The organism is Nostoc sp. (assembly GCF_036917375.1).
In the GTDB taxonomy this organism is placed as follows: Bacteria; Cyanobacteriota; Cyanobacteriia; order Cyanobacteriales; family Nostocaceae; genus Nostoc.
The window spans coordinates 38414-64908 of record NZ_JBALDN010000023.1 but is presented as its reverse complement, the minus strand read 5'-3'; the positions used below and the strand labels follow the sequence as shown (position 1 = coordinate 64908).

Below are 26495 nucleotides of genomic sequence, written 5' to 3'. Positions count from 1 at the left end.
GGGAATGGGGGAGGCAGTGCGGTGAGGCAGCCCCCGTCTTGGCGGTTTCCGTCGATGGGGGACTGCCGAACCCGGAGGGTCTTGGGGTTTCCCCAAGTGGATCAACTGCCGTCATGGGGCATTGAATAATAACGATCCCTGTAACCAATGCACCCTTACTCATTAACCATTATCCAAAGTTTTATTTTCCAGCTTTGTTAAATCGATCGTGAACTACCTACAGTGACACTTCGTGTACACTGTAGGCTTCCTGCCCAACAGAAAGCGCAGTAGTAGATTTCTTGCGTCCTCTATTACTTCGACTTACATCTGGACGACAGGCTTTATCCCCCGTTCCAGAGGTCAAAACTTCTACTCTTGCTAATCGAAGTATCCGTAGTCCCTCATCTCTGAGGTTAATACTTGCGTTAATATCCCTGTCATGTCTTGTATTGCACTTTTCACAAGTCCAAAATCTTACATCTAGCGGCAAACTACCAACTTGATTAAGACACATACAACAGGTTTTTGAACTAGGGAAAAATCTATCAACTTCCTGATAAATTTTTCCTTCCATCTCCGCTTTGTACTTAAGCATTGTGCAGAACATCCCCCAGCCAACCTGATGAATAGATTTAGCAAGAGTGTGGTTTTGCATCATGCCCTTAATATTAAGATTTTCAACCACAATCACTTGGTTTTCGTTAACTATCCTACGCGATAGCTTGTGCAGAAAATCTTCACGACAGTTAGCAATTTTTCTGTGAACTCTAGCAACTTTTTTTCTAGACTTGAGTCGGTTATTAGAGCCTTTTTGTTTTCTAGAAAGTTGTTGCTGTTTGAGTTTTAAATTTTTATCATATTTATTTAGTATTCTAGGATTGTCAAATTTAGACCCATCACTAGTAACAGCAAAATGAGTTAATCCCAAATCAATACCTATTGCTTTGCCATCCGCGCTCGCAGAAGGTTTATCCTTGCCATCATCAAATAGAATAGCTGCAAAATATTGATTAGAACAGTTTTTAGATACAGTAACAGTCTTAATCTTTCCCTGAATGGGTCTATGAATTATTGCTGATACATCCCCGATTTTGGGGAAGGTTAAATAGTTATCAGCAATCTTGACATTTTGAGGATACTGTATTGATTGCAAAACGTGCTTTGACTTAAAGTCCGGATATGAAGCTCTTTTTTCAAAAAAGTTATTAAAAGCTACTCCCAAGTTTAAGCAGACTTGTTGTAAGCACTGCGAGTAAGTTAAAGCTAGCCAGTCATGCTCTTTCTTTAACTGTGGAATTATCTTTTTAACTTTATATCCAGACAGTCCTTTCCCAGTCTCTTTATATGTTTGGTTTATCAAATTCAGGCAATAATTCCACAGCCAACGACAACTGCCAAAAGCTCGTGCTAGTGACTGTTGTTGTTGAGCATCTGGATATAACCTGACTTTGACGACTTTTAGCATTTTAGAGTAAAAGCAATTTGCTATAAAAGATTATAGCACAAAGATTTGCTCGTTTTACTCACTCGCAATTTATCTTACGTCTCACCCGAAAGGGAGCGTGAGATAAATTGCTGTTTCAGCTAAATCTAATTGCCGCTAGATTGTCAGGTGTCAGTTTTTTATGACTTTTGACTAAACCCCTGCTGGTTTTAGCAACTTGATATTAGATTAGCTGAACAATTTCTCGTGCAAGCCCTCCTACTCTACTTTAGCGGTTAAAGTCCTGAAGAGAACGCCAGGAGGTGAGGACAAGGAAGGTTTTTCCCCAATACCCCATACTCAATATAGTGATTAAATAATAATTGCTAAAAAACTTAAAACCCAAAACCCAGTACTGGTAATGTTCCAGAAGACCAATGACCAATGACTAATTCAACACTCAGCACTACTTGTTGAGTCACTATCATTAGACGAAACCATGACTGGTTGTTGATATAGTGGCACGGTGAATGTGACTGTTGAGCCAAGTCCTTCGCCCAGACTATAAAAATGTACTTCGCCGCCCATTGCCTCCACTAGCTTCTGGGATATTGCCAGTCCCAAACCTGTGCCGCCGTACTGGCGAGTGCGGGAGCCATCCACTTGAGAGAATAATTGAAACAGTTTATCTTGTTTGTCTAAGGAAACACCAATACCAGTGTCTGCCACACGTACTCTTACCATGCCAGGAAATTGCTGATCTTGAAAGTTCGCCTTTTTAAGTACTAAATCGGCGCTGACGGTAACGCCACCCTCATGGGTAAATTTGATCGCATTACCTACCAAATTGAGCATCACTTGTAGCAACCGTTGGTAGTTGCTTTGGACAATGATTTCATCGGAGGTAGCAGGCATTTGCATCCGAAAGCTGAGGTTTCTCATTTCTGCTTGGGGACGCATGAAACCTTCTACATGACTGAATAGCTCATCTAGCTTGACTGGAGCGTAAGCTAGCTCCATTTTACCAGCTTCGATTTTGGCAATGTCCAAAATATCGTTGATGATATTCAGCAGATGTATCGATAATTGGTGAGCTTCTGTCAAAAACTGATTTTGTTCTTCTGGATCGTCTGCCATCCCTTCCAAAATCAGCTTCAAAAAGCCAATCATACCGTTGAGGGGGGTACGAATTTCATGGGATACATTAGCCAGAAACTCACTTTTGAGGCGGGAAGCTTCTTCGGCTTTTTGACGCGCTATTTCTAATTCTTCATATAAAGTAGCATGAGCGATCGCAGTTCCCAATTGATCTGCTGCTTCTTTTGCCAGTTCTAATTCCGATTCTGTTAATGTGTAGCATTCATCCTGCCAATTCAAGGCAACCAATCCATTAGCTTGGTCTTGATAGCAAGTCGCAACTACTAAAGTTTTCTGCCGCCCAGACTCTTTGTATCCAAGCACTTCCATCGTAACTGGTTCTAGGGTTGCTAAGGCTTGAGCAAAGGCAGGCTCAGAAGCTATATCTATGTCTGAGCCAAGCATTGATTTGAGTTCTGGCTGGCGATACTCAGCCTTCACCTGCACTTTTGAGCTTGAAGGCTGATAAGGACAAATAATGCAGCGCTCTAACCGCAGTGCTTTCCCCAAACTGTCAACTGTTTGCTGCCAAATAATATCTAAATCCAATGTCCGGCGAATATTTCTGGTAATGCGATTTACCAATTTTTGGTGTTGCTGCGAACGTAAAGCCAACTCTATTTGTGTAGGCGTTTTTGATGTCACGCGCGCTTGTTTTTTGGTGAGTGTCGCTTGTACTAAGCGTCCCATCACTAAAACGGTAGTGGCAGTAGTTCCCAAACTCGGCATAATCGGACTAATCACTAAGTCCAACTCAAATAATTCTTTCTGATAGCTAAACCAACATTGAAACCTTTCTGGCACCAAACTTGTCAAAATTCGGTGCAATCGTTCCAAATAACTAACCTTATCCACTGGGGCAAAGGTTTGAGTCTGGTTCAGCTCGTCAACTATTTTTTCAGTATTTAACCCCAGGAGTTCGCTGTACTGCCAACAAAAGGTCAGATAGCGCCCTGCCCCATCTTGCATATAAACTAACTCGGCTCCTAGAGTTGGTAATGAGCCATCAGTCTTACTGGTAATAGATTCCAGATTTTGGGAAAATACATTTGACAATTGGGAATTGGCAGTAATAGTCATTAATTGAGTTGGATAGACAAAGGGTATCCGACCGTAATTTTACTAAAGCCGCTGAAATTTATACATAAATTTTTACAGCTTTTTTGTCTTTGATGGGGTATTTTTTGGTGTTCTGAAAACCAGATTGGCAAACTTTACTTTTTTTAACTTGCATTGACAGTTAAATAATGGCAATGGCGTCAATCGTTCCATTCACCGCGAGGAGGAACAGGGGTACGCACGGGTGTACGCGTTAGTTCGTCATCTCTAAGCAGTTCACCCCGTAACCACTGGCGAATCGCTACTTCAATTACTTTACTTGGGTCATTGGTGAGATGCTGAATTTGCTCTAGTAACTCGGAGTCTAGGCGGACAGCAATTTCTACCTTATCGGCTTGGGTATTTTCCGCTTCGGTAGTTTTCTCTCTCATATTCATAGGTTTATATACTCTGAATTCTTTGACTTGGTTTTGTCTAAAGCTTTGTAAAGTAGTTATATTCATTAATTTGGGCTAATTCGCTGAAAAATTTTCAAGGGCACAGTTAAATACTTCCCTGAAATAGCACCAAAGTAACAGCTTTAAGTTTTAAATCGCATTTTTCATATAACTGACTAGACAATGGCTCTAGAAATTTTGCTGATAAATCAGCGATTATGGGCAATTAGCAGTCGCAATTGCCCACGATTTTGCACGATCCCTAGATGTACTTATTTATATTTATTGTACGCTCCTAGCTGTTGAATACTAGCAGCGACAAATAGACTTTCATAATATTCTTAAATGTCCACCTATTTAGATCAAAAGTTAAAGATGGGGTGAAGGGAGTGCTGAGTGCTGAGTTAAGAGTAAGGAGTTATTCTCTCCTCTGCCCCACTCAGCACTCGGCACTCGGAACTCAGCACTAAAAGCAGAGCGTCTTGGCTAAGAAAGCATTAAAATACATTAAGTAAATTGCCCTTTTAACTTTGGTTGCTGCTAAGGCAAAGATAGTATATGACTGACGTTCCCGCAGTTCGCATTCGCAATTTTTGTATTATTGCTCACATCGACCACGGGAAATCAACCCTCGCCGATCGCTTGCTACAAGCGACTGGCACTGTTGAAGACCGACAGATGAAGGAACAGTTTCTCGACAATATGGATTTGGAACGGGAGCGCGGCATTACGATTAAGCTGCAAGCTGCCCGGATGAACTACACAGCTAAGGATGGTCAGCAGTATGTACTGAACTTAATTGATACTCCAGGGCACGTAGATTTTTCTTATGAAGTCTCCCGCTCTCTTGTTGCTTGCGAAGGAGCGCTATTGGTAGTAGATGCGTCCCAAGGTGTGGAGGCGCAAACATTGGCGAATGTATATTTAGCGTTAGAGAGTAACCTGGAAATTATCCCGGTTTTGAATAAAATTGATTTGCCGGGGGCTGAACCAGAACGGGTAATTGGCGAAATTGAAGAAATTATCGGTCTAGATTGCAGTGGGGCAATTCTGGCTTCTGCTAAAGAAGGAATTGGGATTGATGAGATTTTAGAAGCAGTTGTTGAGCGGATACCGCCACCGCCAAATACGATAAATGAACGCCTACGAGCGTTAATATTTGATAGCTATTACGATAGTTACCGTGGAGTAATTGTCTATTTCCGGGTGATGGATGGCACCGTAAAAAAAGGCGATCGCATCCATTTAATGGCATCGGGTAAAGAATTTGAAATTGATGAGTTAGGTGTGCTTTCTCCGACTCAAAAGCAAGTTGATGAACTGCACGCTGGGGAAGTAGGCTATTTAGGAGCGGCAATTAAAGCTGTAGCTGATGCACGGGTAGGAGACACAATTACCCTGAGTAAGGCGAAAGCAGATGCACCCTTACCAGGTTACGCAGAAGCGAACCCGATGGTTTTTTGCGGGATGTTCCCCATTGATGCCGATCAATTTGAAGATTTGCGGGAAGCTTTGGAAAAGCTGGAACTCAACGATGCAGCGCTACACTACGAACCGGAAACTTCCAGCGCGATGGGGTTTGGTTTCCGTTGCGGGTTCTTGGGTTTGCTGCACATGGAAATTGTTCAGGAACGCCTGGAGCGCGAGTATAACCTGGATTTAATCATTACAGCCCCCTCGGTGGTTTATAAGGTGATTACCGTCAAAGGTGAGGAACTGTACATCGATAATCCTAGCCGCTTACCTTCTCCCAACGATCGCGAAAAAATTGAAGAACCCTACGTCCAAGTAGAGATGATTACGCCGGAAACTTATGTCGGCAGCTTGATGGAGTTGTCACAAAATCGCCGGGGCATCTTCAAAGATATGAAATATCTCGCCCAAGGACGAACCACCCTTACGTATGAGCTACCCTTAGCGGAAGTTGTAACTGACTTTTTCGATCAGATGAAATCGCGATCGCGCGGTTACGCTAGTATGGAATATCACATCATCGGCTACCGTGAAAATCCTCTGGTGAAGCTGGATATCATGATTAACGGCGATCCCGTCGATTCCTTAGCGATGATTGTGCATCGAGATAAAGCTTACAACGTCGGGCGGGCAATGGCAGAAAAACTCAAAGAACTAATTCCCCGCCATCAATTCAAAGTGCCAATTCAAGCATCTATTGGCAGTAAAGTTATTGCCAGCGAACATATCCCCGCTTTGCGCAAAGATGTGTTAGCCAAATGCTACGGTGGTGACATCAGTCGGAAGAAAAAACTTTTGCAGAAGCAAGCAAAAGGTAAAAAGCGGATGAAATCTGTAGGTACTGTAGATGTACCCCAGGAAGCCTTTATGGCAGTACTGCGCTTGGATCAAAACTAATAGAATTCAGAAGTCAGAATCTAAGAAAGAGGCAAGGGGGCAGGGGAGCACGGGAGCAGGGGAGAATTTGCAGTAAGTCTTTCTCCTCTGCCCTTCTGCCCCTCTGCCCCTCTGTCTTTTAGGCCCCCATCACAGTTTTCTTATTCTGAATTCTGAATTCTGTATTCTGTATTCTTTTTCAACATCCGTTAATTTTAATTACAAAGGCTGGAAACAGCAGCCTTAAGTGTACGAGTTTCAGTATGCTGCTGGCAGGTTTAGCTTTCAAAAAGCCACACTGACTCGCTGTTAGCTTAACCATCCTTAAGTGTGTCTCTAATGCGGGATTTCTAACAGAAAAAATGATAATTTATTGTAGAAATTCAAAACATCATGAGTCGCAAGCAGGCGGAAGAACAACTTTCTGAGGTAGAGCAAAAGTATCGCACTCTGGTAGAACAAATTCCGGGCGTTGTTTATGCCTTACCAATTAATAACACTACAAAAGTTGCTTATATTAGTCCACAACTGCAACAATTATTGGGCATTGCCCCCGAAGATTGGCACTTTGGTTTCTTTAATAGTTGGTTAGATTACACTCATCCAAGCGATCGCGATCGCCTTTGGCAAGCTGTAAATAATACAATCGCTACCAGAGAGCCTTTGAGGATTGAGTATCGGATGATTAGGCGCGATGGCAGAATAATTTGGGTACGAAACCAAGCCAATCTCGTTTTTTGTGCCGATGGACAAACTCAGCTACTTCAGGGTTTAGTATTGGATATTAGCGATGCCTATGACGAGCTTTGTTTACGCAAACAAGCACAAGAGAGCGAAGAACTTTATCGTGCCATCCTCGAAGACCAAACGGAACTGATTGCTAGAGGCTTACCAGATGGCACTTTTACCTTTGTTAATGAAGCTTACTGTCGATTTTTTGGACTGGAGCGAGACAAAATTATCGGTCAGCACTACAAACCTGTTGTGTTTGAGGAAGACCAAGAACGTGTGTTTAGTCTGGTAAATTCCATCAGCTTGGAAAATCCTGTTATCACCATTGAAAATCGTGTCGTAGCTTGCCAAGGGGTGCGGTGGACGCAGTGGATTGTTCGAGGGATATTTGATGAGCAAGGGATGCTTGTAGAACTTCAATCTGTTGGACGAGATATTACCGATCGTAAACGGGTAGAACAAGCTTTAAGTGAAAATGAGCAAAAATTCCGGGCGATCTTCAATCAAACTATTCAGTTTATTGGATTACTTCAGCCGAATGGAATTGTATTAGAAATCAACCAAACAACACTGGACTTTGCTGGGATTAATCGAGAAGAAGTAGTTGGCAAGCCTTTTTGGGAAGCAAAGTGGTGGACAATTTCTCTAAATACTCAAGAGCAATTAAAAACTGCGATCGCAGCTGCTGCCAATGGTGAATTTATTCGCTATGAAGTTGAGATTTTAGGTCGAGATGGTCAAGCGATCGCGATTGATTTTTCAGTTCGTCCTATACTCGATCAAACCGGGCATATTACCCTACTCATCTCCGAGGGACGAGATATTACTGCATATAAAGTTGCGCTTCAGGAACGCCGCAAAGCTGAAGAAGCATTGCGCTCCAGTCAAGACTTTCTACAAAAGGTTGCTAATACCGTACCGCATATTTTATATCTATTTGACCTCTTAAAGGGAACAAGTATTTATCTTAATCATAAAAGTGTGACTATTTTAGGCTACTCTCCAGAGGAATTTTGTAACGCAGATCCGCAGTGGCTAATAAATTGCTTTCATCCAGACGACCAGCACCTCTGCTATGACATACCCAATCGCTTCGTCAACCTGAACGACGATGAAGTACTTTCCACTGAATACCGATTCCGACACAAAAATGGAGAATGGCGTTGGCTGCATACACGAGAAGTCGTATTTGCCAGAGATGTTAACGGCACTCCAACGCAGATTCTTGGTTCGGTAGAAGACATCAGCACTCGTAAAGAAGCCGAAGTGATGCTGCGACAGCAAGCAGAAGGAGAACGGCTAATTACTGAAGTAACTCAACAGATTCGGCAATCACTGAATTTGGAGGAGGTTCTGAATACAACAGTAAATAGTATTCGCCAGTGTTTAAGTTCAGATTCCGTAGCTATCTATAAGTTAGAATCTGACGGAAGTGGGAATTTTGCGGCGGAATCAGTGGGTGATGACTATCCTCAAAGATTAGAACTGACAATGCACCCATTTTCGCTCAAACAAGATTTTAGCAACTATTACCAAGGATTACCTAAAGTCTTCCATAATATTCAGGAATCTGATTTTTCAGCCGATGTTTTTGAGTTGTTACAACTCTATCAAGTTAAAGCGGCTATAATAGTGCCGATTTTGAATGAAGAGCATCTGTGGGGTTTACTTATTGCTCACCAGTGTACCGCACCTCGTTATTGGCAAGCATTTGAAGTGAATTTGTTGCAGCAATTGGCTAGTCAAGTAGCGATCGCTATTCATCAATCAGTACTTTACCAGCAAGTGCAAGCTGCCAATGAAGAATTACAAAGATTAGCTACCCTAGATGGCTTGACTCAAATAGCCAATCGCCGCCGATTTGATGAGTATCTTCAAGCTGAGTGGCAGCGACTCAAACGCGAGCAACTTTCACTGTCTTTAATTTTGTTAGATGTCGATTTTTTTAAACTCTACAATGATACTTATGGTCATTTAGGAGGGGATGATTGTTTGCGGCAATTAGCAACTGCCCTCAAAAATATTCTTAAGCGTCCAGCTGATTTAGTCGCTCGTTACGGTGGAGAAGAATTTGCTATCATTCTGCCTAATACAGAGATTCAAGGAGCAATCTATGTAGCTCAAACTATTCGACAAGCAGTCCGCGACTTAGCCATTCCCCATGCTCAATCTCGCGTGTGCGATCGTGTTACCGTTAGTCTAGGTGTTGTTAGCATTGTGCCAAATTCTGAAATTTCGCCGCCAGACTTGATTAATGCAGCAGACAAAGCACTTTATGTAGCCAAACAGCAAGGACGCGATCGAGTTCATGCCGTTTGCGTCGTTATCCCTTCTTGATACCTGACTTGCGAAACGGGCACTCAATTAAGAGAAGGCAGGAGGCAGGAGGCAGAAGGCAGGAGGAAAGAAGTATGAATGAAAACTTTAGTTCTGGATCTAGAGCCGCAGTTTAAAAATAAGATTTGTATTAAGACCTACTCTTCCGTAATAAAAAGCGTCCATACCCTAAGTCATGTATTTGCGCGTAGGTTTTTCCTACCCTCTGCCTCCTGCCCTCTGCCTTACTTCCTATCCGTAGCCTACAGTTGATAACTTTTAACAAAATCACTGTTAAAAAATCTAAAAATTTTAGTAAAAGTACTTACTACATTGGCCAGACTTGTATTTTTAGGTAAATGTAGTTTGTTAGATATTTATAAAGTGTTGGGGAGTCTAGTAGATGAAGATACTGGTACTGAGTTGGGAGTTTCCACCAAGGATTATTGGGGGAATTGCACGACATGTGGCGGAGTTGTACCCGGAGCTGGTAAAGCTAGGACATGAAATTCACCTGATTACAGCTGAGTTTGGTCACGCATCGATGTATGAGGTTGTTGAGGGAGTAAAGATACATCGAGTGCCAGTGGCATATAGTAACGACTTTTTCCACTGGGTAGTGAATCTCAACTTGAGTATGGGAGATCACGGTGGTAAGTTGATTTTAGAAGAAGGGCCCTTTGATTTAATTCATGCCCATGATTGGTTAGTCGGAGATGCTGCGATCGCTCTCAAGCATAATTTTAAAATACCACTAATTGCCACAATTCATGCCACTGAATACGGACGCTATAATGGTATTCACACTGATATCCAAGGTTATATAAATGGCAAAGAAACCTTGTTAGCTTACAACGCTTGGCGAATTATTGTTTGTAGCGACTATATGCGCCAAGAAGTAGAACGAGCGCTCCACAGTCCTTGGGACAAAATCGATGTCATTTATAACGGTATTCGAGCCGAAAAGAAACAGCATCACATCGATTTTCATGCTCTGGATTTTCGCCGCCAATTTGCCGCAGACGAAGAGAAAATAGTTTATTACCTCGGTCGGATGACCTACGAAAAAGGTGTACCTATATTACTTAATGCCGCACCCAAAATCCTTTCAGAAATGGGAGGTAACGTGAAATTTGTAATCGTTGGTGGCGGCAATACTGACCATCTCAAGCGCCAAGCCTGGGATTTGGGAATTTGGCATCATTGCTATTTTACCGGTTTTCTCTCCGATGAATACTTAGATAAATTTCAAACTGTCGCAGACTGTGCGGTTTTTCCGAGTCTTTACGAACCCTTTGGAATTGTAGCTTTAGAAAGCTTTGCCTCTCGTGTACCTGTAGTAGTTTCTGATACTGGTGGTTTTCCAGAAGTGGTGCAACATACCAAAACAGGCATTGTCACTTGGGTGAACAATCCCGATTCTTTAGCTTGGGGAATTTTGGAAGTGCTGAAAAATCCAGGTTATCGTCAATGGCTGGTGGATAACGCTTATGAGGATTTAGAGCGCCGCTTTAGCTGGCCGAAATTAGCCAAGCAAACTGAGCAAGTATATCAGCAAGTCGTACAAGAGCGATCGCAAATACCGTGGTAAGATAGCTCCCCAATTTCTTGAAGAAGTTGGGGATCTAAAATTTTATTTGAACTTGCATAAATCCTTAATCAACCTTTGATAAGTTTATAGCTGGTACTGCTGCAATTTCTGGAGTAGTGCAAATTTAATCTGTGTTTAGATATTACAGCATATTTCAAGTTGGTAAGGTACACAAGCTAAATCTGTTACGCAGGTATAAAGCGTGTTTTACTCCTGAATTATGCTGTATTTTTGGAATTGCGAAATCAGTAACACTAGAAAAAGCTAATTAATCAAGGATGACTATATGAAACTGCTTCCTTTGGATAAACTAGGAGCTAGAGAAGCCAACGGTATTGTTGATTTTGGACTATTTCTGCCTTGGGTTTCTCAAAAGGATGGAAATCGGCTAATAATTAAAATTATCCACGAAAAAGATCAATTTCTCCAAGATATTCAGCCCTTAGAATTTGAACTCAAGCATTCTATAGACTCAGAGTATGGTGATTATTGGTCAACTCAAATAGATATCAAAACTCAATCAAAACCCAGTGTCAAATCTGCATGGGGAGAACCAGGTAGATATGTTTACCGCTACTGCTTACAAAATCCCAATCAGGGAGAAATAGATTGGATTATTGACCCTTTTGCCAGAGAATTTGGGGTAGGTAAATTATCCGCTTTCACACTTGGCTATCAACAATATGAGTGGAGCCAGAAGGAAAAAACTTGGAAAACTCCAAACTTAAAAGATATTGTTCTCTACGAATTGATGATTGATGAATTCGGCGGCAATATTGATGGAACAATTGAAAAACTCGGCTACATAGCAGATTTGGGAGTTAATTGTCTCGAAATCATGCCACTTTCCAATGTAGCCTTAACAGTAGATTGGGGTTTTTTACCAATTGGCTATTTTGGGGTAGATGAACGATTTGGTAACAGAAAAGATTTACAAGGTTTAATTGATGCGGCACATCAAAACAACATTGCTGTAATTGTAGATGCCGTTTATGGTCACACTGGTGATAGTTTTCCATACTCTTATGTTTACAGAAAACTAGGGTATCGTGAGAATCCTTTTATGGGAACATTTGCTAAAGATTATTTTGGCGAAAGCACAGACTATAATCGCAAGTTTACCCAAGACTTTTTCTATACAGTCAACTATCACTGGCTAGATGTCTATCATGTCGATGGTTTTCGCTATGACTGCGTACCCAATTACTGGGATGGTTCTACAGGAGTTGGTTACGCTAACTTAATTTTTAACACCTACAAAACGGTCAAAGAAAAGAGACAAGCTGGCGAGTATTGGCAGAGATTCTTTAACAATGACACAAACGATGACACGATCAATTTGATTCAGTGTGCTGAACAATTAGAAGGACCAAAGGAGATTCTCGAACAAACTTATACCAACTCTACCTGGCAAAATGAAACGTTTGGTGCAGCTGAAAGTGTAGCTCATGGAAATAAAGGTGATTTAGCTAATCTTGGCTTTAAACTTGGTCTGGATGGCTATCCTTCAGAGATTACAAACAATGGTGACAAAATTGCTAAAACAGCCCTGCAATATATAGAAAATCATGACCACTCCCGTTTTGTTTGTAACTTTGGTACGATCGCCCGCGATAATGATTTATTAAAAGAAGGTAATCGTGACTTATGGTATAAAGTCCAGCCTTACCTAATTGGTATTTTCACTGGTAAAGGGATTCCGCTACTGTGGCAAGGTCAGGAATTTGGTGAAAACTATTTCCTGCCAGAACAAGGTTTTGGTAGAGTGATGTTGCTTCGACCTGTACGATGGGATTATTTTTATGACCCCATTGGTAAGAGCGTACTTTCTTTAGTACGTAAGTTGATTAAACTGCGCAGTCAGCAACCGCAGTTTACGGAAGGCGACCATTTCTTTTACAACGATTATGACCGCTATCATTCCAAAAATGTGCTGCTATTCTCGCGCAAACATGGTAACAAGTTTAGCCTAGTAGCACTTAACTTTAGCGATCGCGATCAAAATGTACCCTTCTGGTTCCCAATTGCTGGCAATTATCAAGAAGAACTAAATGGTGAAAACAATTTAATCGGCGTTCCCAGTTATTCAGAATATTGGCTAACTATTCCCAGTAACTACGGAAGGATCTGGACAGTGACAACCAATACCTAATCTATTTTAAGTTTCATCTGACCAGAATTAAACGCTACAAGCAATGTAGAATTTTTGCACAGTAACGCAGAGAATTAGCGATCGCTCTGCGTTATTTTGCGTTAACAAACAGTACAAGACCTGTACGCTGGAAATTCTACCCGATCTAGTGCCACAGTTAAACTAGTGCGCGTCTAAATTGCAGATTTTTCGTTAAGACTGTCCTAAGTCAATTGGTTATTCACAACAACTGATAAATGACTAATGACAAAGGATAAATTTCACGAATAAATAAGCAATTAAAATGCGCCACAGCCTAGCAATAATTGCAGTTTGCTCTAGAAGTTTAGTATGACAAAGGCATTCCCAAGCATAGCAAGGCGCTTGAAAAGTACAGGAATCAAGTTGTTGAAGATGGGAACCTTCCTAATAACCCGTTTTATTGCAAGCTGGAAACGCTTCTTCCTGGGTGATACTGTTGATGTTCGCCCCTCCACTCCCTCCTTTGATGTCCGTCCCTCCTTAGCGGGCCCAGTCCTGAGTTTGGGTGGGGGAGGCCCCGATGTCGATGATGCTATCCAGTGGATGATTAACCAAGTTAGGGGAGGTAGTAACTCCAGCACTAAAGTTAATGTTGTAGTTCTCCGCACTAATGGTAATCACGATTACAATCGGCTAATTTATGCCATGAAGGGCGTAAATTTTGTGGAAACTCTTCTGGTTAGGGATAGACAAGAGGCAAACAAAGCTGAGATTTATGAAAAAATCCGAAATGCTGATGTAGTTTTCTTTGCTGGCGGGGATCAATGTCAATATATCCGCAACTGGAAAGATACCAAGCTTGAGGCTGCCGTTAAGTCAGTTTACCTTAAGGGAGGTGGTATTGGTGGCACTAGTGCAGGTGCAATGATTCAAAGTGATTGTGTCTATGATGCTTGCGCTTCTTCCGAAAAAGGCATTGAAACTAGAGACGCACTCGAAGATCCCTACCGAGACATTACTTTTACTTACAATTTTTTCAATTGGAGTAATTTGAAGGGAACTATCGTAGATACACACTTTGACAGACGGGAAAGAATGGGTCGAATTATGACTTTCATTGCCCGTCAAATTAAGGATGGTGTATCTAGCAGTGTTTTAGGTATAGCGGTTAGTGAAAGTACGTCAGTTCTTGTGGATAAAAATGGTTTGGTGAAAGTTATGGGTAGAGGTGCGGCATACTTTGTACTTGGCAATCATCTGCCAGAAGTATGCGAACCTCGAAAGCCTTTGACCTTTTCCAATTACAAAATTTGGAAAGTTCGCAGTGGCGACACCTTCAACTTAAGAAATAGACCAACTTCTGGGTACTATCTCAGGAGTGTCAAAAGGGGACGGATTGATTCAAATCCCTATTGAGTGGGAGGGCTGATTCACCCTATTTCAAACAGGATTTGTCACGATGGTTAGCGAGAAAATTGTAAGTAAGGGTGACGATGAGATGAACATTGAAGCACTTAAATATTAGTAAAATAGTTCATTTGATCGTCGGCACGCTGATAGCAAAAGAATCAATAAGACCTGACTTATTTTCAAGGCAGGTCTAATTTTTAATTGTTATAACCCTTAATTTTACTATATTCTAATTTTGAAAATAGCTTCCAGGAGATTTTAGCTCACTTGTGTCAGAGAGAGTTAAATAAAAGTAATTTTAGAAAAGAATATGACAGAACCTAAGCTTCGGTTTTGCTCGGCTCAACCTAGTATATATAAGATTTTGAAAGTAATTTCGGGCAATATTAGGCGCTGATAGGTTGTTCAGATTCAATTAACTGATTATTCGGTACATCAAATCTAATAGTACTAGCTGCCCAGTCTTTGAAATCGGGTGCTAGCCAAACTAGCTTACGCAGAATTTCATCATTGACCCACAACACCAAGGGAAACTGAAACTGTTTCCGAAACTCATCTCGCATGATATTGGTACTAGTAATCAGTTGGTTAATTGCCACTACAGATTCTAAGCCTCGTACCATCAAAGCTTCGGGTTGAGCAGTACCAATTTCACTTTTAATAGCTGTGTATAATTTATCGTCAGTAGGCGAGAGCAAAATTTCGTGGATATTTGCTGATGAAAATTCTGTTAGCAAATTCAGCACTTGCTCCTGCTTTTGAACACAGTTACAACAAGCCAATAACAGTGAAAACTGTCCACCAGAAACCATCATTGCCCTTGCCAGCCTCTTAGTAGCTGCTGTGCTGCTAACTGTGCCGTTTTCTGAATTGGTTAAGCCGATCATTAAAAACACCCTTCTTGTGATTTTCAAGCATATTCAGTGATTCTACCCTATTAATTTTTATTCAAAAGTGTTAATTGGGTAACTTTGATAACTTTTCTCTGTAATATTAAGCATTATATAACGAACAACCAGATGATGCATTATCTCATGTTCACAATTTAGGGAGAATGTAAAGATAATATCAACACAAGGTCTGCAACAGGGGAGAGACGAAAAATTAACAATTGCATCATCACTGGATTTTCATAAATTTTTGCATCTGCTAACAATTAAGTAATTTTTTTAAAATTTGCAGTAAAAAAAATACTCGGTAAAAGTCTAACAGTAAATGTTAGCAAGTGGCAAAACTTATAACAGTTTTCAAATACACCCCTAATTAAACATTAGGTTTTCCATGTAACCCTTCTCCTGTGGTCGTGCTATAACTTTGCTTCACGCTAACACCAGTTACTTACAGGAGTAAACCCTCTACAGCGAGAGTTCACCGCGTCACTGTGTCTTCTCAAAAAGCCATCTGAGGACGGATATTGAGTGTGGAGTAGTAATAGTTTCAGCACAAGATGCAGAAATCTTGTTGCATTAAAGCTAACTCATCCGTTTGATAGAACTGTAGATAAAAGATGTCGCTCCGTTAGTGGAGGACAGAGAACATTTAGCTCTCTAAGATCGATTTAGAACATCTGAACTATAACAACAAGTTTGAAATTTGCTCAATTGCTCTATTTTTTGAGGTTGATAGCCAATAACAAACTTATGTAAATATTTATTTTTTTTGGAAACCAATTAGGAATATCACACCATGCTATTTAAAGATCGGAGGTTTGCGGGTCAAGTTTTGGCTAAGGAGTTAACCGCTTATGCTAATGACCCCGATGTTCTGGTATTAGGGCTACCAAGGGGTGGTGTACCCGTTGCTTTTGAAGTTGCCAAAACCTTAAATGCTCCCTTAGATGTTTTAGTGGTACGTAAATTGGGCGTGCCCGATCGTGAAGAACTAGCGATGGGAGCGATCGCTTCTGGTGGTGTGCGGATAGTCAATAAATATATTATCAGCCTGGTGAAGATATCCGATGAAGTAATTGCCAGAGTGGCGCTACAAGAAGAACGGGAGTTAGAGCGGCGGGAACGGCTTTATCGCCAAAATCGCCCCTTAAGAGATTTGAAAGGACGCACAGTCATCTTAGTAGATGATGGTTTAGCAACGGGTGCAACGATGTGGGCTGCTGTTGTAACTGTGCGAAAACAGCAACCTGCTCAGATTGCGATCGCTGTGCCTGTGGCTGCACCTGAAACTTGCCAAGAGTTAGAAACTGAGGTAGACGAAATCGTTTGCATCTCCAAACCCAGCCCTTTCCAGAGCGTTGGTCTTTGGTACGAAAGCTTTCCTCAAACGACCGATGAAGAAGTCCGCGACTTACTCGCAAAAGCGGCAAAGAACGGTGAAGCAATACCTCTTGGTATGTAGATAAAGATTAAGTTTATGAGATGGTCTCAACTCATAAACGAACTCAAATGGCGCGATGATAGCGGTTCTGATTAGTAGTGGCCAAGCCCCTTCATAAAGCAATACGGTTCAGATAAGCATTTTTCACTTTCCTTATGGTCTGGGGAATGGGTTTGCGGGTAAAGGGAAAGGATGTATTCAAAACATGAGTCCCTTTCCCCTTTCCCCTTTAACCGAACCGTATTGCTTCATAAAGGACGATTGCATTGGTCGGAGTTCCAAGCTTCGTCCAATGCCGTCTTTTTCCCTACACTCCACACCCAACTTCATGACGTTGCCGGGATAAAAACGTGGAACGAGTATACAAACTAATTGATATGGTTAAATAATGCTGAGTTCATCTGAAACAGCTGAAACAGCACCCCATGTTTCACGAGCCATACTCAATAATCCCCAGGAATAAATATGTCTGAGATTGAAAACAAAGTGGTAATCATCACCGGAGCTAGCAGTGGGTTAGGCGAGGCAACTGCGAAGCGACTTGCTGCTAGTGGAGCTAAACTGATGCTGGCTGCCAGACGCGAAGATCGGCTGAAAGAATTGGTTGCGGCGATCGCTAAATCAGGAGGGACTGCAACCTATCAAGTCACAGATGTAGCAGACCGCGCCCAAGTGGAAGCCTTAGCCAAGGAAACTGTGAGTACATACAGCCGGATCGATGTGCTAATCAATAATGCCGGGTTAATGCCGCTTTCTGCCCTCGACCAAGTAAAGGTAGAGGAGTGGGATCGGATGATCGATATCAACATTAAGGGCGTTCTCTATGGGATTGCTGCCGTGTTGCCAATTATGCGTCAGCAAAAGTCTGGTCACGTCATTAACCTATCATCAGTGGCCGGACATAAGGTGTTTCCGGGAGCGGCCGTCTACTGTGCCACCAAGTACGCAGTGCGGGCGATTTCTGAGGGACTGCGGTTAGAGTCAAATGGTGAAATCCGTTCGACTAATATCTCACCAGGAGCCGTTGCTACCGAACTGGCTAACACGATTACCGATAAAGACGCAGCAGCCGGAATTAACCAACTTTATGAGATCGCCATTGATGCAGATGCCATTGCCCGTGCGATCGCATACGCCATTGAGCAACCCAGTGATGTTGATGTGAATGAAATCATCATCCGTCCGACACGTCAAGAACTTTAAATTTCGGCTTACAGACCAAGCATTCGGCTCAGATAGCCAGACAATATCTTGAACGCACGAATATAGAATTTCGCTTAAAAAAAACTCTGTGTCCCTCTACGTTTAAAACGTAACGATTTGTAAGCAAAACTCTACTAAATTGTCAGTGTCAGATTAATAAGTCCAGTTTTGCTTAGTCTGTAAGCTATAGGTTCCATCTTTCACATTTACCCGCTCAGGAATCAGATTTAAATCTCTAAATATATTTGCCTGATGCTGTAGAGCTGCGAGCGATTGGTCGTCAATCGGGATGATGGCGCGTTCGGCGCTACGTTGCTGTAAAATTCCAACGATAGATGGATCGATTTCATGGTGTTCTGCCATTCGTTGAACCGCTTCTAATTCCTGTTTCTTAGCCCAAGCTCCAGCTTCGTTTACCTCTTCTAAAATCACCTTGAGTAGGTCAGGGTAGTCGCGTACTAGCTCTGGAATCGCGTAGTAATAAGTCGGAACTTCCACGGAGGCTTTGTCACCAAATATGCTCTCTAAATCTGCAATCGATCGCCCTGGGTAAGCGCTTCGGGCAAGAGTAGCTGTATAGGGAACCCAAATCACCCAAGCATCGATTTCACCTCGACGGAATCGGGGCAGCGCCTCCGGTTGTGTCAAATAAACTGGTTCAATGTCACTAAAATCGAGGCCGACTTTTGCCAGCGATCGCACAAGCACATAATGGGCGCTTGAGCCTTTATCAAAAGCGATCTTTTTACCCTTGAGGTCGGCCAGCGTCTGAATCGGCGAATTTTCCGGTACTAGAATCGCTTGACCTTTGGGAGCGGTATATTTTTCCTTAGCCACCCGCACAAATACGTGATCCGCCGCTTGAGAGAAGATGCTGGCCGTACCACCGCCACCACAGAAGTCAATCGTCCCGTTGCTGAGTGCTTCTATCAGAGAAGAGGCTGATAAAAAACTTGTCCAGGTGACACTCAGCCCATAAGGTTGCAAACGCGTTTCGAGCAAGCCTTGAGCGCGGAGAACTTCCAGATTTGTCATTCCCTCTGGATATCCTATTTTGAGTTGCTTGAGCCGCCGTGCTTGCTCTGCTAAGGGCGTATTGCTAGAGCGATCGGGACGGTTAGAAAACCAGCGATCCAAAACTACACAGAAAATTATCCCCCCCATAAACAGTCCCACGGTTTCCAATAACTGGATTGTGGAGCTTTTGGGTAGTTTAAACTGATTCATGAGAGTAGAGAGCCGATTGCCAGATTCAGAAGTGGCAACAGCATAACTGTCAAAAATTAGAGTCAAAACCAAAATCGAGACAAGTCCGAGGCAAAATCGAACTGCAAACCTGTAGGTAGCCGATCTACGAGTGGCTGATCTGAGCGACCGTAAGATATTTTGACCTGTGCATCTAAGCACAAAGTCAATCAAACGGCTAATCATAATGACTCCTTTGTTGATGCTTGCAATCAATGGCGGGTTATATACGAGAATACAGCCAGAGTGTTAGACTTTTTGGGGCTATTTATATATTATTAGGACTTATGCAAATCTTTTATTTGTAGGGCGTGTATGGCCTAGAGCATTTAAGAAAAGCGCAGCGTAACGCATTATTCCCACTACGGGTAGTTTTACTGTGTGATTTCTGTACGATAAATAACTAAGTTGAAGAAATAAGAAGTCGATTTATAGCCGATTCGCGAAACTCGCGTCAATATTTCTCGATATTGTAGGGCTGATTACAAAGGTTGAGCGATCGCTAGTGTCGTTCATCAGATAGGTGTTGAGTGAGGAATGGTGATGGATTGGTTAATTGCAACAATTAAGATCGGGCTAGCTACTGCTGTGGCGACAACGTTTGACGACAATATTTATCTGACTGCTTTCTTCAGTGAGGTTAATCGGACTTTTCGTCCTCAGCACGTTGTAGTTGGTGAAATTATAGGATTCACGGCATTAGTGGCAGTCAGTTGCCTTGGTTTCTTACTCGGTCTAGCAATTCCGTCAACTTGGACTGGTTTACTGGGAATTCTGCCGATACTGATTGGCTTGAACAATTTATTCAACTTGAATAAGGATGATTCAGACGAAGATAAGTCAGCTAATCTCAAAAGAAACTCTAAATTTAAAGGATTTGATTCCAGAAAGCGATCGCTCTGGGACGTAATCCGCGATCCGCAGACCTACCGCGTCTCCTCAGTAACAATTTCTAACGGTGGCAACAATCTTGGGATCTATATCCCCCTGTTTGCCAGTAGCTCAATCCAAAATCTCACTGTAATCGTACCAATTTGCTATTTCATTCTTTGTTGCTGGCTGTTTCTGTCCTATCATCTAACTCGTCTACCTGGTATTGCTTTGGTACTCAGCCGTTATGCTAGTAAGATTTTCCCCTTCGTGCTGATGTGGCTGGGTTTCAGAATTCTGTTAGACAGCGAATCCTATCGTCTTTTTTTACCGAAAACTTGACAAAGAAAATTTAACGGTTTTTATCTTTAAATTTCTAAATATTGAAGGTGTTCTGGTGATTAACCGTTGAAAAGTATCTATGAATCACTTCAGATCCCTGCGGATGATAGCCGCCAGAGAACTTTCACAGGACATTTTAATATTTACTATGATGCGGTCATTGCAAATCTTCGCGATGCAAAGCCTATTCTAATATTCGACCCAAATGAGGCAAAGAATGAACTGAAATGAGCGGGCATTTACGCAACTACAAACCTCAACACCAGAGCTATTAAATTCTTCACTATATATATTTATTTTGGTATTAGTAAAACGTCGATACATGACAGATATATAATTGGTTAAATTTTAGTTTTTGAGCAAATAAATATGAGTAATTTTGACCATTCTCAGCATCGAAAAGATTATCTCATTTTATTAGTAATTTGGGTGATAGCATTAGCTATAGATAGAGCTTGGTTTTTCTTAGATGAATCGATTCCAGCCTTCGATCAAAGCGCACATTTAGCTACAGCATTACATCATTATAAAATTTTTCAAAACTTCAATATTTTTTCAGGAGATTGGTGGTTATCTCTGTGGCAATTAACTCCAAGTTATCGCGCTCCTTTTGTGTATATTTGCACTGTCCCATTTTTGATGCTGTTTGGCCGTGGATATGACCAAGCAAGTTTGGTCAACTTATTGTATACTGCGATGATTATAATTTCAGTATATCATTTAGGTAATTTTTTATTTAATAACCGAAAAATTGGCATAACTGCCAGTATATTTTGTGTGTTATTTCCTATTTTAGGAATTATTCGGACAGATTATTTATTAGATTATGGTTTAACAGCAATTGTTATTGTAACTTTTACAGTCCTGACAATTTGGAAAGATAGTTATATTGGGTTTTTGTCATGGGCGTTAACTATCCTATTGGGAGTTGGAATAGGTTTAATCTTGTTGGCTAAACCTACAGGTTTTATTTTTATTTTAGTTCCTAGTATTTGGGTATTAATTGGTTTTATTAAAGAACGTAGATTTATCAAACTAATTCAAGCTTGCTTATCTTTGATAATAGCTTGGTTAATTTGTAGTTTTTGGTATGGGTTAAATTGGTTAACAATTATTACATCAGCATTAAACGCTAACCAAGTGGGAAAAAGCGAGGGCGATCCTGCTCCCACAACTATTGCTGGATGGTTATACTATCCACAAATGATCCCAGAAAGCGTTGGTTTACCAATATTATGTGCGAGTATTGGCATTTTATTGGTTTATCTGATTAAATATAATACTACTAATTTAATTTCAGCAAATCTCCATAGATCGGCTCGAATTTGGTTATTAGTTACCTTAGTAAGTAGCTATATAATTTGTTCTTTGGGCACAAATAAAGACATTAGATTTATTCTGCCATGCTTTCCGATTATTAGTTTAATATTGGCGGACTTATTCAATTTAGTTGAGAATATATATTTTGATAGATTGAGATTAGCTGCTTTAGTATTAGGTTGCATAGTTTTATTAAATAATTTGTTTCCATTACCCCTAATTCAAGCATGGGGTGGTAGACATTTACCTAATAATGATGCAAAAGAATATCCTCTGGAGAAACTCATATACAAAATCACCGAAACAAATTCATATTTAAGATCGAATTTAGGAGTAATTCCTGTTTCTACACCGCAGATAAATGAGTATACTTTAAATTATTTTGGGACATTAGCAGATTTTCGCGTATCTGGCAGAAAATTAACAACCAAATTATCTCAGATAGAGCAAGATTTACAATATTTTTGTTGGTATATTACTAGGGATAATGAACCATATAGACCTGGAGAAAGTGGAGAAACTAAACGAAAATTAAAATCTTTAGTCGAATCTTCTACTGATTTGAAATTACAAGGCGATTGGATATTACCTCATGGAGATAAAATGCGATTATATAGTTGCAAAAATCTTCCTGTAACTGTTGAAAAAATAAATAATAGCGAGTCTGTAATTAGTTTAGAAAAAGTAGCGATTTCTCAGCAATTAATTTTAGATAAAAACAACCCTGTAAACTATGAAATAACAGGCTCATGGAATGATTTGCAAAATGGTATATTACTGTTAAAATGGCAAAATGGACAATCATCTTGGTATCACGATCATGCCATTGGCTTAGGTAATTTATACTGCGGCCTCAAATGTCATCCTGAAGGAACTTTTCGGGTGAAAGAAGCTTTAGCTACATTTATTCCTAAAACACTACCACTAGGAAAATATCAGCTATCAGCACTATATTTAGATAGAAGAAACAACAAAACCACATCTTTAAATATTCCAGATATTACTGTAAATGTGACAGATGTAGGTACAGTAGAAAAATCGCCAGCTTTAGATTTAGTTACCCGAACTTCACAGCTAGCACAAGAGTTACAACAGGGTAAATTAAATAATATCTTTGTGCAGATAGGTCATTTCAATCAATACGATCCTACTCAGGATTATTTAAAACAAATTGATTTAGCGGCTAATTATTATCTGCAAGTAGAGCCAAATAATTTAAATTGGCGTTACACTTTAGTCTTATCACAACTTTTACAGCGCCAAGTCCCAGAATTAATCCAAAATTTAAAAGAATTAACTAAATATGATGCTCAAAATCCTTACACATGGATTTATTTAGCTTTTGTTTATTTATATAATTTTCAACCTACACAAGCTGAACAAAAATTAGCGATCGCAGAACAATTAAAACCAGATATACCAGAATTAAAAACTTTAAAAAAAGTAACAAATATTATGAAATTTTTGCCATTACAATGGTTTGCTTCTAAGGAATAGGAGAAATGAGGAGCAACCCCCAATACGGTTCGGATAAGCACTTTTCATATCTGTTGTGGTTTGGGAAAAGGGTAAAGGGGAAGGGGTAAAAGTTTGAATTCATCTTTTCTCTTTTTTCTTTAACCGAACTGTATTGGAGCAACCCCGGTTTATACAATTTCCAAGTTTCCTGGCTCTGATTGGATCGGAAATTTGAGGAAACTACTTCGATTCAGCTGCATTGTTTTTGTTAACAAAACAAAACTTTTCTCGGAATTACCTTAATATTTTGATATATTCAAATTTATTTGAATTGATGGTAGGCAATTAAAAGCTTTTACAAAAAGTGAATCTTAAAATACATATTTTGCCACTTTATAATCAATTTTTAATTATTATTTAACAGATATGATTTTTTTCGTGAATAACGTCATGATTGCTGTGATTGTCGGATAAAAAGCATTATTATGATGCAAATAGCTGTAGTTAAAAATTGACTATTATCAAGACATATAAATAACTTTAGTTGCTAATTGTAAAAATATAAATAAATATTTACAATAAAATAAAAAAAGTAAAATAATGTCAACGAATTTGATAGAAAAAAATATTAAATATGTCCAAAAGTAGAGATAATTTTTAGAAGACGAAAACAAAAAAAACCATTTACTTGGATAAGGTTTGATGTCGAGAAACTGTTCCCACTTCAGGGGAGAATTCAGCACGTGAAGGCTCCGGTGTTATAAACCTGAAGAGTAAATAAAAGGGACTGGGCATGGAAAAGAGGCATCGGGGCGGGGTGCAAAAGGGAAAACTCTTCTCCCTTGCCCCCTGCTCCCTTGCTTCTTCCCCAGTTCCCGATACATAGAGAAAAAGTTAAGCGCGAGGACATAGATTTAGTATGGCTAATAGCAGTGCAATCACCGCAGCACGGCACTTGAGTGAAAAGTTACCTTTACCGCTCAAGCGTTTGGCAGATTTGGCTTATAACTACTGGTGGAGTTGGAGTGGCGATCGCATCTCCCTATTCCAAACAATTGATCCCCAAGAATGGGAACGCTGTGGACATAACCCAGTAGCGATTTTAGAGTCGGCAACTTATGAGCGTTTGACGCAATTAGCAGAAGACCCATTTTACCTAAAGCAGATATCTGCCCTCGCACGTGAGTTTGACCAATACATCAACCAGCAAGATACTTGGGTCAGTCGAGTTGCACCGCAAGTATCTGCATTGCATCCTATTGCTTACTTTTGCGCCGAATTTGGCATCCATGAATCTCTACCCGTCTACTCTGGCGGCTTGGGAATACTCGCCGGGGATCATCTAAAATCATCATCAGATTTGGGTGTGCCGTTGGTTGGTGTTGGCTTGTTGTATCGCCAAGGTTATTTTCGGCAACGCTTGAACCGCCAAGGTTGGCAAGAAGATTATTATATTGACAACCCCTTTGGCCACATGCCCTTAGAGTTGATTAAAAATGAGCAAGGGGAATCGGTGACTATCGAGTTACAAGTTCGCCAGCGGATTGTGAAAGTGCAAATCTGGCGAGTGCAAGTTGGGCGAGTCACCTTATATTTATTAGATAGCGATCGCCACGATAACGATCCCATTGACCGTTGGCTAACAGGACACCTATACGGCGGTAACTTGGAAACCCGCATCGCCCAAGAAGTCGTTTTGGGAATTGGCGGTGTTCGCGCCCTACACGCCTTGGGAATTGAACCTTCTGTCTATCACCTCAACGAAGGACACGCTGCATTCTGCACCTTAGAAGTTGCGCGGGTAGAAATTGAGCGGACTGGTAAATCGTTCTATGATATCGAAGCCAAGGTACGGAACAGTTGTGTATTTACCACCCATACCCCCGTTCCCGCCGGTCACGATGTCTTCTCCCCTGATTTAATAGATTCTTTCTTTGCCAGCTATTGGCCGCAATTGCGACTTTCCCGCGAGCAATTTTTGGCACTGGGTGCAAGACGACTGGGCGATCCTTGGGAACCCTTTGGCATGACCGTTTTAGCATTGCGGATGTCGCGTGCTTGCAATGGCGTAAGTGAATTGCACGGTCAAGTTTCCCGTAAAATGTGGACAGTTCTCTATCCGCAGCGATCGGAAGACAAAGTACCAATTGGTTACATTACCAATGGCGTTCATGCACCCACCTGGACTGCACCCTTGTTAGGTGATTTATATGATGAATATTTGGGAGAAGACTGGAAAAATCGCGCCGTCGATCCCAAAATGTGGGCTAAAGTTGACGAGATTCCCGACGAGGAATTGTGGTCGCGGCATCTCATCCTCAAAGAACGATTGATTGCTTTCACCCGTTATAAGGTAAAGAAATCACGGGAGTTGCGTGGCGAAAATCATCAACTCATTCAAGCAACAGAAAAATTACTCGATCCCAATGTATTGACCATTGGATTTGCCAGACGCTTTAGCCCTTATAAACGCGGCGATCTGATTTTGCGTGATGCCCAACGCGCACTGAAGATTTTTGGTAATGCTCAACGTCCAGTACAAATTATCTTTGCAGGTAAAGCGCATCCAGCCGATGAAGAAGGTAAGCGGATTATCCAACGCTTGATGGAGTGGTGTCACAATTCCGGGATTATTAACCGAGTCGCCTTTATTGAAGATTACGACATTTACACCGGTCAAAAATTGGTGCAAGGTGTGGATGTTTGGTTAAATAATCCCCGCCGTCCTTTGGAAGCGTCTGGTACGAGTGGGCAAAAAGTCTGTTTTAACGGCGGTCTTAATTGCAGCGTTTTGGATGGCTGGTGGTGCGAAGGCTACCAAACAGGGCCCGATGGCAAAGGAATTAACGGTTGGGCAATTGGTGAAGATGCTCATACTAGCGATCAAGAATTGCAAGATGGGATTGATTCGCGATCGCTTTATCAGCTGTTAGAAGAAGAAATCGTTCCTTTATACTATGACCAAGATGCCAAAGGCATTCCTCACCGTTGGGTGCAGATGATGAAAACGTCGATTAAGACAAATGCACCGTTATTCAACACCGACAGGATGATTGCCGACTACGTTTCACAGGTGTATGTCCCAGAGATTTCTAAGAGTGTGGAACCGATTTTAGCTAAAGTACTGCTGTAAAGGGCATTGGGAATTGGGCATTGGGCATTGGGTATGGGGTAAGG

15 protein-coding genes are annotated in these 26495 nt (G+C 41.1%); 10 read left to right on the top strand and 5 right to left on the bottom strand.

Features of this window, described 5'->3' with window-relative positions:
• Positions 1–217: 217 nt before the first annotated feature.
• The 3 genes from V7K45_RS05650 to V7K45_RS05640 form a co-directional block, all read right to left on the bottom strand.
• Positions 218–1447, bottom strand: a complete 1230-nt coding sequence (locus V7K45_RS05650; RefSeq protein ID WP_335001222.1) for an RNA-guided endonuclease InsQ/TnpB family protein — start codon at positions 1445–1447, stop codon at positions 218–220.
• Between the two features lie 411 nt (positions 1448–1858).
• Positions 1859–3622: a sensor histidine kinase gene (locus tag V7K45_RS05645; RefSeq protein WP_335001220.1), complete on the bottom strand. Its 1764-nt coding sequence runs from the start codon at positions 3620–3622 to the stop codon at positions 1859–1861.
• Between the two features lie 179 nt (positions 3623–3801).
• The gene (locus V7K45_RS05640; RefSeq protein ID WP_322660411.1) at positions 3802–4038 is read right to left on the bottom strand and encodes a hypothetical protein; all 237 of its coding nucleotides are present in this window, start codon (positions 4036–4038) and stop codon (positions 3802–3804) included.
• A gap of 558 nt (positions 4039–4596) precedes the next feature.
• Between V7K45_RS05640 and lepA the strand changes: the two genes are divergently transcribed.
• The 5 genes from lepA (at position 4597) to V7K45_RS05615 (ending at position 14555) form a co-directional block, all read left to right on the top strand.
• Complete coding sequence (lepA, locus tag V7K45_RS05635) at positions 4597–6408, top strand: translation elongation factor 4 (RefSeq protein WP_335001218.1); 1812 nt, start codon at positions 4597–4599, stop codon at positions 6406–6408.
• A 372-nt stretch (positions 6409–6780) separates the two neighbouring features.
• Positions 6781–9456, top strand: coding sequence for a PAS domain S-box protein (locus V7K45_RS05630; protein WP_335001216.1), 2676 nt, complete (start codon positions 6781–6783; stop codon positions 9454–9456).
• Positions 9457–9838: 382 nt separating this feature from the next.
• On the top strand, positions 9839–11026 hold the full coding sequence (locus tag V7K45_RS05625) for a glycosyltransferase family 4 protein (protein ID WP_335001214.1): 1188 nt from the start codon (positions 9839–9841) through the stop codon (positions 11024–11026).
• Positions 11027–11312: 286 nt separating this feature from the next.
• Complete coding sequence (locus tag V7K45_RS05620) at positions 11313–13178, top strand: alpha-amylase family glycosyl hydrolase (RefSeq protein ID WP_335001212.1); 1866 nt, start codon at positions 11313–11315, stop codon at positions 13176–13178.
• A 330-nt stretch (positions 13179–13508) separates the two neighbouring features.
• Positions 13509–14555, top strand: a complete 1047-nt coding sequence (locus V7K45_RS05615) for a cyanophycinase (RefSeq protein ID WP_335001210.1) — start codon at positions 13509–13511, stop codon at positions 14553–14555.
• Positions 14556–14935: 380 nt separating this feature from the next.
• Here V7K45_RS05615 and V7K45_RS05610 read toward each other — a convergent pair whose 3' ends face one another.
• Complete coding sequence (locus V7K45_RS05610; protein ID WP_335001208.1) at positions 14936–15436, bottom strand: hypothetical protein; 501 nt, start codon at positions 15434–15436, stop codon at positions 14936–14938.
• A gap of 799 nt (positions 15437–16235) precedes the next feature.
• Between V7K45_RS05610 and V7K45_RS05605 the strand changes: the two genes are divergently transcribed.
• Complete coding sequence (locus V7K45_RS05605) at positions 16236–16901, top strand: phosphoribosyltransferase (RefSeq protein WP_335001205.1); 666 nt, start codon at positions 16236–16238, stop codon at positions 16899–16901.
• A 444-nt stretch (positions 16902–17345) separates the two neighbouring features.
• Positions 17346–18083 (top strand): SDR family oxidoreductase, encoded by a 738-nt coding sequence (locus tag V7K45_RS05600; RefSeq protein ID WP_335001203.1) that lies wholly within the window; start codon positions 17346–17348, stop codon positions 18081–18083.
• A 153-nt stretch (positions 18084–18236) separates the two neighbouring features.
• Here the strand turns inward: V7K45_RS05600 and V7K45_RS05595 are convergent, their stop codons facing one another.
• Positions 18237–19376 (bottom strand): aliphatic sulfonate ABC transporter substrate-binding protein, encoded by a 1140-nt coding sequence (locus V7K45_RS05595; RefSeq protein ID WP_335001201.1) that lies wholly within the window; start codon positions 19374–19376, stop codon positions 18237–18239.
• Between the two features lie 495 nt (positions 19377–19871).
• On the opposite strand from V7K45_RS05595, the gene V7K45_RS05590 reads away from it, so the two are divergent.
• From V7K45_RS05590 to glgP, 3 genes are all read left to right on the top strand, one after another.
• Positions 19872–20540: a cadmium resistance transporter gene (locus V7K45_RS05590; RefSeq protein ID WP_335001198.1), complete on the top strand. Its 669-nt coding sequence runs from the start codon at positions 19872–19874 to the stop codon at positions 20538–20540.
• Positions 20541–20909: 369 nt separating this feature from the next.
• Positions 20910–23357: a hypothetical protein gene (locus V7K45_RS05585; RefSeq protein WP_335001196.1), complete on the top strand. Its 2448-nt coding sequence runs from the start codon at positions 20910–20912 to the stop codon at positions 23355–23357.
• A gap of 880 nt (positions 23358–24237) precedes the next feature.
• A complete protein-coding gene (glgP, locus tag V7K45_RS05580; RefSeq protein WP_335001194.1) occupies positions 24238–26451 on the top strand; it encodes an alpha-glucan family phosphorylase in 2214 nt (737 codons plus the stop codon).
• Positions 26452–26495: the final 44 nt, after the last annotated feature.